General features: G+C 44.6%; 9 protein-coding genes and 1 pseudogene. 7 read left to right on the top strand and 3 right to left on the bottom strand.

The annotated features are described in order from the left end of the window. The coding region (locus IJJ71_RS03830) for a hypothetical protein (protein ID WP_296845412.1) at positions 1–191 on the bottom strand (191 nt) is incomplete at its 3' end. Positions 192–250: 59 nt separating this feature from the next. Between IJJ71_RS03830 and IJJ71_RS03835 the strand changes: the two genes are divergently transcribed. Beyond that, positions 251–2,407 carry a lipase family protein gene (locus IJJ71_RS03835; RefSeq protein ID WP_296845414.1) on the top strand — a complete coding sequence of 719 codons (2,157 nt, stop codon included), beginning with the start codon at positions 251–253 and terminating at the stop codon, positions 2,405–2,407. Positions 2,408–2,435: 28 nt separating this feature from the next. On the opposite strand, the gene IJJ71_RS03840 is transcribed toward IJJ71_RS03835, so the two are convergent. Both IJJ71_RS03840 and IJJ71_RS03845 read right to left on the bottom strand, forming a co-directional pair. Continuing rightward, positions 2,436–3,092 (bottom strand): HAD family hydrolase, encoded by a 657-nt coding sequence (locus tag IJJ71_RS03840; RefSeq protein WP_296845416.1) that lies wholly within the window; start codon positions 3,090–3,092, stop codon positions 2,436–2,438. 281 nt (positions 3,093–3,373) lie between these two features. Then, positions 3,374–4,546, bottom strand: a complete 1,173-nt coding sequence (locus IJJ71_RS03845; RefSeq protein WP_296845418.1) for a phosphoribosylaminoimidazolecarboxamide formyltransferase — start codon at positions 4,544–4,546, stop codon at positions 3,374–3,376. Positions 4,547–4,673: 127 nt separating this feature from the next. Here IJJ71_RS03845 and IJJ71_RS03850 point away from each other — a divergent pair, with 127 nt between their 5' ends. The 6 genes and pseudogenes from IJJ71_RS03850 to IJJ71_RS03875 form a co-directional block, all read left to right on the top strand. Beyond that, positions 4,674–5,687 (top strand): LacI family DNA-binding transcriptional regulator, encoded by a 1,014-nt coding sequence (locus IJJ71_RS03850; RefSeq protein ID WP_296845419.1) that lies wholly within the window; start codon positions 4,674–4,676, stop codon positions 5,685–5,687. Between the two features lie 42 nt (positions 5,688–5,729). After that, complete coding sequence (locus IJJ71_RS03855) at positions 5,730–7,034, top strand: ABC transporter substrate-binding protein (RefSeq protein WP_296845420.1); 1,305 nt, start codon at positions 5,730–5,732, stop codon at positions 7,032–7,034. A 234-nt stretch (positions 7,035–7,268) separates the two neighbouring features. Beyond that, on the top strand, positions 7,269–8,360 hold the full coding sequence (locus IJJ71_RS03860; RefSeq protein ID WP_296845421.1) for a carbohydrate ABC transporter permease: 1,092 nt from the start codon (positions 7,269–7,271) through the stop codon (positions 8,358–8,360). Next, positions 8,357–9,265 (top strand): carbohydrate ABC transporter permease, encoded by a 909-nt coding sequence (locus IJJ71_RS03865; protein WP_296845423.1) that lies wholly within the window; start codon positions 8,357–8,359, stop codon positions 9,263–9,265. Before IJJ71_RS03860 ends, IJJ71_RS03865 begins: the two co-directional genes overlap by 4 nt. Positions 9,266–9,381: 116 nt before the next feature. After that, entirely contained in the window at positions 9,382–11,235 is a 1,854-nt protein-coding gene (locus tag IJJ71_RS03870; RefSeq protein ID WP_296845424.1) for an amylosucrase, read from the top strand. 175 nt (positions 11,236–11,410) lie between these two features. After that, positions 11,411–11,725, top strand: a pseudogene (locus IJJ71_RS03875) (hypothetical protein); the annotation flags it as partial.

Genomic DNA, 11,725 nt, shown 5'->3' on the forward strand with positions numbered 1-11,725 from the left:
GGAAAAGTTGACGAAGCAACACTCGGAACACTCAAAGAAATTGACGGCGTAATCAAAGTTCGCCCGATTTTTGCATAAAAAATTATTGCGCAAATCAACTTGCTGCCGCTGTTCCGCCCTTCGCTCACGCTCATTGCCGTAAACGGCAACTGCGGGGCTCCATAGCGGAGCGGCATTTCCCTGAACCACACGGCTCTTTCCTGCTGTGTGGCTTTATTTTTTTCTGTTCTTTCTGTAAACTTTCTTAAGTATGAAAATTTCTCCGCCAAAATCTTTTTTGCTGCTGGTGGCTTTCTTCTTTTTATTCAGTTCTCACGGTTCTGCTGAAACGATTGCATTTCCTGTCGCAAAAACTTCTGTTCCTATCGAATGGAATGAAAAATGGTTCGGCGAAAAATCTTCTTATGAATATAAACATGAGCTTGCGAGAATCGCGTGCTATTTTTCTGAGGCTGCTTATTCCGATGTCGCGCAAAATCCTGAGCAGAGCCAGCTTTACGCTGCTTATAAAAAAATCGGCGTGAACGAGGCTGATATTGAATCTCATTATAACATTGATTATTCTGATGCACTCTGGGGCTTTGATCAGTGCGCTTTCTCAATCGCTTCCAAAAAAATCAGAAGTTCAAAAGGCGAGCAGACTCTTGTTTTTGTCGTGGTTCGGGGAACTCCGCTCAATGCGAGTGAGTGGCTTTCAAATCTAAACATCAATGATACTGAGAAAATTCAGCAGTCTATTCACAAAGGGTTTGCCAGGGCTGCTAGCATCGTTCATCTTGCGCTCATTTCATACATGCTCCGCCACAGGATTGATCCGACGGATTCATTTCTTTTTATGACGGGGCACAGTCGCGGGGCTGCGGTCTCTAATCTTCTTTCAAAACTCCTTTTGGATGATAATTTTTTTAAGCCAGAGAATATTTACACCTATACTTTTGCTTCTCCGAATGTTACGACTGATGATGATGTTACTTGCGAAAAATACGGATTTATCTGGAATATCGTGAATGCTGAGGACATCGTGCCTACAGTTCCTCTTAATCGTGGCTCGTGGAAATTTAGAAAATACGGTCATACGCTTGCTTTCGCCAACGATACGAATACAAATCATCTTACTTATATGGAATCTTATGTTCCGAAAATCAATGACCTTTACAAGCAGATTGCTGAGCGGGAATACAAGCCTTTCACGACCGGGTCCTTTGTTCCTATTGTCGTTACAAAATTGATTTCTTACCTGAGCGGTGATGTCGAGCATTATTATGACGGTGCTTCGGCTCTTCACACAAGAGCTTCCAATCTTATGAATAAATTCTTCCCTGAAAAAAACACAGAGGGGGAGAATGAGACAAAGGAACTTGAAGAAAAAACTGAAAAAAGCAAGGCTGGTTTTGGTTCGTGGATGATTTCCTATTTAAATCGCCGCACGAACGGTCTTGTTGATTATGTTTCCCTTGCGCTTGCTGATATGCACTCAAATCAGCTGTATCTTGCGTACATGCTTGCTCTGGATGAAAATCAGGCGTTCTCGGATTTGGGCTATTCTCTTGTGACAGTCAAAGGCTATGAGGAGTTTGCCGTTTTTGATTCTGAAGATAATATGGTTGCGCGGGTGATTGAAGGAAGTATCGTTTATTCGGATATAAAGCTGCCGATTATTCTTTGTCCTTCGCTTGGAAAAAATATCATAGTTGGTTATCCGTCAAATTTGGATTTCCATATCGTGCTTACAGATGAAGCCTTGATTCCAACTCCTGCTTTGGTAACGGCGGAATATTTTGATGCGGCGGGCGTTCTTTTGGAAAAAGATGATCCAAAAAGAGCGTATTTGAGCATTAATAAGCTTTCTAGGTTTGATATCGGAAGTGCGGTTCTTGAAAATCATGGAATTGATTTGAAAAGAGTTTCGTACTTAAAAGGATTGGAAATAATAAAAGAGGCCAAACTCAGGCCAAGAAATGATTTCAGCCTGATTACTGAAGCGAATGTGAATAACGATGGAAAATTTGCCGTCGGTTTCCATGCAGGAACTTCAAATATTTTTGCCTCTGTGATGACGGTTCCGTGGCATATTGATTTTGGCGACTCTGGAGAAGTTTCTTTCGGGCTGGGAAACAGGCAGACTCTCTATTCTCAGATAAAAATGGACAATGAGATTTTTGCGAAATGCGTGTGGCTCGGAACTGAAGAAGATAATTTCAACCTTATCCCGGAATGGCGAACTTCCTTGTCGCTGAAAGTTCTGGGGCGGCTCAGGCTTTTCTGTGCCGGAGTCGTTGATTTTAAAATCGAAGGATTTAACGAGGCCGCTTTTGTAGGAGATAAATGGGTTGCTCCGCTCAAAGAATTTTCTCTTGGAGATTCCGTCACTGCAGCGACCGGCATTCAGATTGGCGTGAGGTTTTAGCTCTGGCTTTCAGCTCGGATTTCCGATTTTAAAGAAGCTCGCCCGGTTTTTCAATCACAAAATCTGCCTTGTTTTCGGCAAATTCTTTGCGGTCGCCGTAACCCCAAAGACAGGCACAGCACGGAAGTGAGTTTTTGTGCGCGCCGATTATGTCGTGGAGACGGTCGCCAATCATGAGAATCTGGCCGTTTTTTCGTTCTGATTCAAGGTGATTTTTTTCAAGCAAATATTCGATGATTTTTGCTTTTTCGCTGCGGGTTTCCTCGATGTCGGCTCCGCAAATGTCCTCGAAAAACTGTGTCAGCTCAAATTTGTCAAGAATCCTGTTCGTGTAGATTTCGGGTTTGCTAGTGGCTACAAAAAGATGTTTTCCCCGCGCTTTGAGTTCCGTGAGCGTTTCGCGGATTTCAGGATAGACAGAGTTTTCAAAAAGTCCTTTTTCGGCAAAATATTCACGGTATTTTTTCATAGCTTCCCGCGCTTTTTCTTCAGAAAATCCGAACATGTTCTGAAAAGAATCCATAAGTGGCGGCCCAATGAATTTGCGCAGAGTCGAGTCTGGCACGTCGTTGATTCCGTATTGAGAAAGAGCGTAGCGTGCGGAGTTCATGATTCCCGGCCCGGATTCAGTAAGAGTGCCGTCAAGGTCAAAGAGAAGATGTGTGTAGGAAGAAAGTTGTTTCATAAGTCTAAAAAAAATAACCACAGATGTCACAGATGAACACAGATTAAAGTTTTGAACTAAGAAAGTCGTTCGTGTTAATACGAAAGCGTTTAATAAAAACATATATAATCTGTGTAATCGGTGTAATCTGTGGTTTAAATAAGTTGTTTTTCTAATACCCTTAGTGATGGAACAGTCGAACAAAAATTACATCCATGTAATTTTTGATTCGTACGAGAATTTTCTTGCGAAAATTCTCTCTGTGCTTATCACCCGCCTCCTTGCGGGTATTATCTTACAAATTAGTGATGGAAGAGGCGGATTCCGTTGAAGCACATTACCATGTTGTACTTGTCTGCGGTTTCGATAACCTGATCGTCACGGACGCTTCCGCCTGGCTGTGCTACAACTGTAACGCCGCTCTTTCTTGCTCGCTCGATGTTGTCTCCGAACGGGAAGAATGCATCGCTGCCAACGGCTACATTTGTGTTTTTGTCGAGCCATGCTCGTTTTTCTTCGCGTGTGAAAACTTCTGGCTTAACTTTGAAAATGTTCTGCCATTTGCCTTCTGCAAGAACATCCTCGTATTCTTCACCGATGTAAACATCAATTGCGTTGTCGCGGTCTGCTCGCTTGATTCCGTCAACGAACTGCAAGCCCAGAACTTTTGGAGACTGTCGGAGCCACCAGTTGTCGGCTTTCTGCCCTGCGAGGCGTGTACAGTGAACTCGGCTCTGCTGACCTGCTCCGATACCGATTGCCTGACCGTCCTTAACATAGCAGACTGAGTTTGACTGAGTATATTTGAGAGTAATCAGCGCGATGATAAGATTGTGTTTGTCGTCTTCGCTGAGAGTTTTGTTTTTTGTGACAATGTTTGAAAGACAAGACTCGTCAATTTTCAAGAAATTGTGTCCCTGCTCGAATTTAACGCCGAAAACCTGTTTTACTTCTGTTGCTGGCGGAACGTAGTTTGGATCAATCTGAATAACGCAGTAATTTCCGTTCTTTTTTGCTTTGAGGATTTCGAGGGCTTTTGGAGAATATCCTGGGGCAACGATTCCGTCAGAAACTTCCTTTTTAATCAAAAGGGCTGTAGCCTCATCACATTCATCGCTCAAAGAAATAAAATCGCCGAAAGAGCTCATTCGGTCTGCTCCACGAGCGCGGGCATAAGCACAAGCGAGCGGTGTAAGTTCAACGCCGTCCGTAAAGTAAATGGCTTTGAGTGTGTCAGAAAGCGGCTTTCCTACAGCAGCACCCGCCGGCGAAACATGCTTAAAGCTTGTTGCGGCAGGAAGACCTGTTGCCTCTTTAAGCTCCTTAACAAGCTGCCAGCCGTTGAGTGCGTCGAGCAAATTGATATATCCCGGTCTTCCGTTCAAAACTGTGATTGGAAGATCGCCTTCGTCTACATAAACCTTTGCAGGCTTTTGATTTGGATTGCATCCGTACTTTAATTCGAGTTCTTTCATGATTGAAGATAGTACCAAAATTTAAGAAAAACTTCAATTTTGCGGAGAAATTTCTTATAAATTTAAGGAATTCTTAAAGAAATTCGGTTGACAGTCAAACTTTTTGGTGTATAATGTAACCAGTTACATGAAAGCAGTTTCAAAGCAATCTACAATTTATGATGTTGCTCGATTAGCGGGGGTAAGTTCGGCCACGGTTTCTCGTGTGCTTAATGAGCCTGACCGTGTTGCTCCGGAAAAGCGGGAGCGGGTTCAGTTTGCCATAAAGGAACTTAATTTTGTTCCAAAGGCCGATGCCGTGGCAAAAGCCCGAAGTTCCTACAAAAAAATCGGAGTTATCGCGCCATTCTTTACGCAGCCGTCTTTCATGGAGCGTTTGCGTGGAATCGCGGCTGTTTTGGGCACGGAACATTATGAGCTGGTCGTTTACTCGATTGATACCGAGGAAGACCTTGCCAATTATGTTCAGATGCTTGTGAACACTCAGCGAGTTGACGGCTTAATTCTTCTTTGTGTGAAACTTTCCGACTCTGTGCTTGATATGCTGAGGGGGGCGAGTTTCCCAAGTTGCTTCGTCGAGAATGAGTACGAGGATTTTGATTGCGTGGTCGTTCATAATTTGAGCGGCGGTCAAAAAGCGGCTCAGTTCTTGTGCGAAAAAGGATGCAAAAAGCCTGGCTTCATCGGCGAAAAATCTACCCATGAGTATGCGGTTAGTGCCACGGAAGAACGGCTTCGCGGATTCAAATTTTACTGCGCGAACAACGGTATCGTGATTCCAGATAATCATATCTGGCTCGGAGAATTTTCTGAGGGAAATCTTGATGTCGGAATCACTCGCTTTTTGGAGCAGGAGGATTTGCCGGACGGTATTTTCTGTTCGAGCGATGTGATTGCGGCACGGCTGATTCGGATTGCGTTTACAAAAGGAATTTCGATTCCGCATCAGATTCGGGTAATCGGTTTTGATAACATCGACATTGCGGAGTACATAGGATTAACTTCCGTCAATCAAAACCTTGAAGAGTCGGGAAGAATGGCGGCTCGGCTGGTTTTGGAGCGGATTAAGGACAGGGAGCGGGGAAGCGTCGTTATGAAAGTTCCTCTCTCCGTGATTGAAAGGGAAACAACCGGCAAATAGTCGGGTTTTATAGACTTATTCAGCAAGCTTAAAGGGGGCTGTATGAAAAGAATTTCAAAAGTTGGAACAGTGGCAAAAATGACTGCCGCTTGCGCTGCGATTGTAGCTTTGGGTTTGACAGGCTGCAATGAGAAAAAAACTGCTGCAAAAGCAGAGGATAACACAATCCGAATTGAAGGTGCTTTCCGTGGTGAGGAAGAGGCTCGTTTCCAGGAAATCGTTAAGATTTTCAATGAGCAGAATCCTCAGTTTCATGTTACTTATGAAGGAAGCCCGGATTTCGAGGTTCAGATTCAGGTTGAGACACAGGCTAATACTCCTCCAGACATCGCAGCTATCCCACAGCCAGGAACTATGAAACGATTTGCTGATGCCGGCTGGCTCAAACCTCTTGATTCAGAAGTAGTTTCTGCAATCGATGCAAACTATGCTCCAGTATGGAAGGAACTTGGTTCTCACAAAGGTCAGGTCTACGGAATCTTCCATCGTGTAAATGCAAAGAGCTTCGTATGGTACAACAAAAAAGAATGGGCAAAACGCGGATATACAATTCCAACAACTTGGGATGAGCTTCGTGCCCTTGAAGAAAAAATGGTCAGCGATGGTGTAACTCCATGGACAGTCGGATTTGAGTCTGCTGCCGCAACAGGTTGGCCTGGAACAGACTGGCTTGAGGATATGATGCTCCGAACAGCTGGCCCTGATGTATACGACAAATGGGTAAATCACGATATTAAATTCAACGATCCTGCTGTTCTTAAGGCTCTCGAATATTGTGGCGAAATCTTCTTGAATGACAAATATGTTTACGGTGGTTCTGCAAACATCGTTTCTTTGAACTACGGCGATGCAATCAAACCGCTTTTCGAGAATCCACCAAAAGCAATGATGCACAGACAGGGCAACTTCATCACAGGCTTCATGCAGGATGAAATTCAGAAAAATCTTGAAGAGAATGTCGGTGTATTCGCTCTTCCAGGTGTTGACCCACAGTGGGGAACTCCAGTCTTGGGCGGTGGCGACCAGTTCGTTGCTTTTTCAGACAAGCCAGGCGTAAAAGAATTCATGAAATTCCTTACAACTTGGGAAGCATGTGCTCCATGGGCTAGAATCGGCGGTGCTTTGTTCCCACACAAAACACAGAACTTCAACGATTATGGAAACAGCCTTGAGCGCGAAATCGCAAAAGTTCTCGTAAACGCAACTGTATTCCGCTTCGATGCATCTGACCTCATGCCAACAGAAGTAGGCTCAGGCTCATTCTGGACTGGAATGGTCAACTATGTAACAAAAGCAGAAGATGCAAAGACATGTCTAAAAGTTATTGATGAGACATGGCCTCAGTAATGTCAGTTGCATTTAATACAAGACTATGATTTGGCAGAATGTTGATTTTGCTGACAGTTGATTAAAAACTGGCGTAGGCAGGGTTGCACCATGAATCCACTTTGTGCGTGCGAGCGTAGCGAGTCAGATACCTATTTCGCACAACCGTGGATTCTAATGGTGCGTTCCTGCCGAGAGCCTGTTTTTATTGCAGCTGATGAATTGAATCAACATTCTGACTGATAGGAGAAAATTATGGCTGAAACACGAACGCTTAAAAGCTATGCTTCTTTGTCTGACATCATCAAGACTTTTCTTGTTGTAATCGGCACTGTTATCGTGGCTGGAAGCGGTTTTAATCTTTTAAAGGCGAATATTCTGCCGCAAGTTCCGACAACTCTGGTAGCGATTATTTGGGGTGTCTCTTCTGTCATTCTGATTTTTTATTCTTTTAACTTGCTTGCTCAGATTTTCCCGACAAAAATTTACAATAAAATCGTTCCTTACATCTTTATCGGGCCTGCTGTCCTGATTATGGGCTGGTATCTTTTCCTTCCGACATTGCGTTCTCTCTTTTTGAGTTTTATGGACAAGTCTTCCACGAAATTTGTTTGGTTCGATAATTATAAATTCTTGTTCAGTGACCGCTCGATGCTCGTTTCAATCCGAAACACATTGATTTGGCTTGTCTGCGGAACTGGATTCAGCGTTTTCATAGGCTTGGTTGTCGCTATTCTGGCTGAACGAAGCACAATCGAAAAAGGCGCAAAGACTTTCATCTTCCTTCCAATGTCAATCTCACTCGTCGGTGCAGGTGTCATCTTCAAATTCATGTACGCTGCAAAATTCGGCGGGGCAGAGCAGGTTGGTCTTTTGAACGCGATTGTCACAGCTTTGGGATTTGAGCCGCAAAACTGGCTCGGAAAACCTCAGTGGAACAATTTCTTCTTGATTGCAATTTTCGTATGGCTTCAGACCGGATTCGCGCTTGTTGTTCTTTCTGCGGCATTAAAAGCTGTCCCAGAAGAAATGCTTGAGGCTGCCCGAATTGACGGTGCGAGCGAATTCAAAACACTCGTAAAAATCGTAATTCCTAATATCAAGGCTTCTATTATCAGCGTTTCGACAACGATTCTTCTTGCTGCTTTGAAGTGCTTCGATATTGTTTACTCAATGACAAACGGTATGTTCGGAACAGAGGTTTTGGCAAGCCAGCAGTACAAACAGATGTTCACTTTCCAGAATTATGGTCGCGGTTCTGCAATCGCCATCTTGATTTTGATTGGTGTAAGCCCTGTTATCTGGTACAACCTCAAAGAATTCCACAATAAGGAGGCCTTTAAATGAAAAGTCTCGAAAAAAACAAGCATTCTTTTCCAACCCTTATCATCACGATTGCTCTCGTTGTTTTCTGTGTCTTGTGGACGCTTCCGACAGTCGGAATTCTTGTCACATCTTTCAGAACTCCGGATGCGGCATCTTCTACAGGCTGGTGGAAAGCATTCTCTAACTTCAAGGATTTTACCCTCGACAACTACAATCAGGTTCTTTTTGGACAGAGGTTCAGCGTTGGAAATGCGACAGGAACTTCAAGTGTTCGTGGAGCTACGATGCTCTCGGCATTCCTTTCGTCAATCACTGTAACTCTTCCTTCTGTAATTATTCCGATTTTGATTGCGGCAGCTGCGGCTTACGGTTTTGCATGGCTTAGCTTTAAAGGCCGGAATGTCATGTTCGCAATTATTATTGCACTTTTGGTCGTTCCTTTGCAGATTTCTTTGATTCCGATTTTGCGTGATTACACTAAAATTGGCCTCAACGGAAGTTATCTCGGAATCTGGCTTGCGCACACAGGCTTCGGTCTTCCGCTTGCCACATACATGATGTACAACTACATTTCAAGCCTTCCGCGCTCAATTTTGGAATCAGCTTTCATTGACGGTTCGAGCCACTTCACGACATTCGTTCGCCTGATTCTGCCACTTTCGGCTCCGGCAATCGCTTCGTTCGCAATCTTCCAGTTCATTTGGGTTTGGAACGATATGCTTGTTGCATTGGTATTCCTTTCGGGTGCAGGTCAGAAAGTCCAGGTCGTCACGGTTCGCTTGATGAACATGGCGGGAACTCGTGGTACAGACTGGCACTTGCTTACAGCCGGTGCGTTCGTCTCAATGATTCTTCCATTGTGCGTATTCTTGGGCTTGCAGAAATTCTTCGTTAAGGGATTGCTCGCAGGTTCGGTTAAAGGCTAGCGACATCCATGTCGTGACAAGAATTTCAGGTCTCTTTGGACCTGAAATTCTTGCGGTCAATTTGCTTTCCGCCGCATCCGTGCGGCAGATTTTTTTACAAGAAAGGCTTTCATTGTATGTATCAGAAACAACTTGAACAGAATATGGCCGCGCTTACGGCTCGATTGTATGAACTTTACGGTTCTCGCTGGGATTTTTATCAGATTCTGGAGCGGCTTGAAGCTATTATGAAGAAAGCTTCGGCTCAACGGCAGACTGGATATCTTGCTCAGGCGGATGAAGAAGCTGTCGTCGAGTTTTCGCAAGAAAACTCGTTAGGAACAGACGCAAATGCGGCTGTTCCATGGTACCTTTCTCAAAAAACAATCGGCATGATGCTTTATGTCGATTTGTTTGCCGGAAATCTCCGTGCTCTTATCGAAAAAATTCCTTATCTCAAGGATTTGGGCGTGAATTATGTTCATCTCATGCCGCTCTTTGACTGCCCGAAAGGTGAGAACGATGGCGGCTATGCGATTTCTTCTTACCGCAAGGTTCAGCCACGGCTCGGCACAATCGAAGATTTAAAGCTCGTTGCTTCTGAATTCCACAAAAACGGAATCCGGCTCGTGCTTGACTTCGTGTTCAATCACACGAGCGATGAGCATGAATGGGCAAAAAAGGCCCGCAAAGGCGACCCTAAGTTCAAGAATTTCTATTATATGTACAAAGACAAGGCCGAAGTGGACAGCTGGAATGCCACTTTGCGCGAGATTTTCCCGACCGTTCGCCGCGGTTCTTTCACTTATCTAAAAGAGCGCGATGAATGGGTTTGGACGACCTTCAATTCGTTCCAATGGGATTTGAATTATTCTAATCCTGAAGTTTTCCTTGCGATGGTCGAGGAAATGCTTTTTATCGCGAATCTTGGCGTTGATGTTCTCCGACTCGATGCTCTTGCTTTCGTTTGGAAGCAGAAGGGCACGGTTTGCGAGAGCTTGCCAAAGGCACACACGCTGATTCAGGCCTTTCAGTATGTTGCGGCGATTGCCTGCCCGAGCTTGCAGTTCAAGAGCGAGGCAATCGTTCACCCGGACGAAGTGATTAAATACATCAACGGCTCGGAATGCCATTTGAGCTATAATCCGCTCCAGATGGCACTTTTCTGGTCAACTGTTGCCACACGCGACACAAGGCTTCTTTCGGAGTCGCTCAAAAATCGCTGGGCAGTACCTCAAAATTGTGCGTGGGTAAATTACATCCGTTGTCACGACGACATTGGCTGGACTTTCAGCGATGAGGATGCCGCACGGCTTGGAATCAACGGCTTTAATCACAGGCAGTTCTTGAACCGCTTCTTCACAGGCCGGTTCGATGGCACTTTTGCAAGCGGTGAGCCATTCCAGCTCAATCCAAGCACTGGCGATTGCCGAATTTGCGGCACGATGGCGAGCCTGGCGGGCCTGGAGCAGGCAGAAAATCTCAACAATGAAGAACTTCGCCGCATGGCCGTGAGCCGTATGAAAATGATGTACGCCGTTCAGATGGCTTTGCCTGGTGTTCCTCTTTTGTATGCAGGCGATGAAAAGGCTTTGCTCAACGATTATTCTTACCGCGACGACAAAAGCAAAAAAGAAGACAGCCGCTGGGTTCACAGAATCAAAAGTGACTGGAGCGGAAAGAGCAAATACAAGTCGCAAAAAATGGTCGCGGATTTCGTAAAAAAAGTGATTGCCCTGCGAAAAGGCGAAGAAATGCTCGGCGGAAGCGAAATCTTCTTCTACGACATTCAGGACAGCCGAGTGTTTGCTTTCCGCAGGGGAACGATTCATGTGGTTGCAAATTTCAGCGACAGTCCGGCTTCGTTCATGATTGACGCATGGAGCGAAAACAGCACGGACTTGCTCACAGGCCGCAATTTCTGGAATCATCAGAAGCAGCTGCTCGCGCCTTATGAAGTCAGATGGCTCAAAGAGAAAATTGAAAAATAAACCACAGATGGCACAGATTACACAGATGAAAAATAAACCACAGATGTCACAGATTACACTGATTAAATTTTTGTCATAAGAAAATCGTTCGTGTTATTACGGATGACTTTCTTATTACAAAATATAAAATCTGTGACATCTGTGTAATCTGTGGTTTAAAACATTGGGAGATTTTATGACTTTTTCGACTACGAAATTTGGCGGTAACGACACTGCCCGAAACGAAACATTGTTTACGACAGGAAACGGAAATCTTGGATTCCGTGGAGATACGGAAGAAAAAGCTGGTACGCACCACAAAGGAACTTACATCAACGGTTTTTATGACTCTGAGCCGATTCAATATGGTGAGACCGCTTACGGTTATGCAAAAAATCACGAGACGATCTTAAATCTTCCTGACCCAAAGCGGATTGAACTTCGCGTTGACAAAAAACTCTTCGGTTTGGGGGAGAATGTCACTTCATTCAAACTGGAACTTGACGAAGAA

It is taken from the genome of Treponema sp., from assembly GCF_017430385.1.
GTDB lineage: Bacteria > Spirochaetota > Spirochaetia > Treponematales > Treponemataceae > Treponema_D.

Excerpts from the sequence above, each read along its gene's own strand:
- IJJ71_RS03840 (WP_296845416.1), bottom strand. The coding sequence starts at position 3,092 with ATGAAACAACTTTCTTCCTACACACATCTTCTCTTTGACCTTGACGGC.
- IJJ71_RS03865 (WP_296845423.1), top strand. The coding sequence starts at position 8,357 with ATGAAAAGTCTCGAAAAAAACAAGCATTCTTTTCCAACCCTTATCATC.
- IJJ71_RS03870 (WP_296845424.1), top strand. The coding sequence starts at position 9,382 with ATGTATCAGAAACAACTTGAACAGAATATGGCCGCGCTTACGGCTCGA.
- IJJ71_RS03835 (WP_296845414.1), top strand. The coding sequence starts at position 251 with ATGAAAATTTCTCCGCCAAAATCTTTTTTGCTGCTGGTGGCTTTCTTC.
- IJJ71_RS03850 (WP_296845419.1), top strand. The coding sequence starts at position 4,674 with ATGAAAGCAGTTTCAAAGCAATCTACAATTTATGATGTTGCTCGATTA.
- IJJ71_RS03845 (WP_296845418.1), bottom strand. The coding sequence starts at position 4,546 with ATGAAAGAACTCGAATTAAAGTACGGATGCAATCCAAATCAAAAGCCT.
- IJJ71_RS03860 (WP_296845421.1), top strand. The coding sequence starts at position 7,269 with ATGGCTGAAACACGAACGCTTAAAAGCTATGCTTCTTTGTCTGACATC.
- IJJ71_RS03855 (WP_296845420.1), top strand. The coding sequence starts at position 5,730 with ATGAAAAGAATTTCAAAAGTTGGAACAGTGGCAAAAATGACTGCCGCT.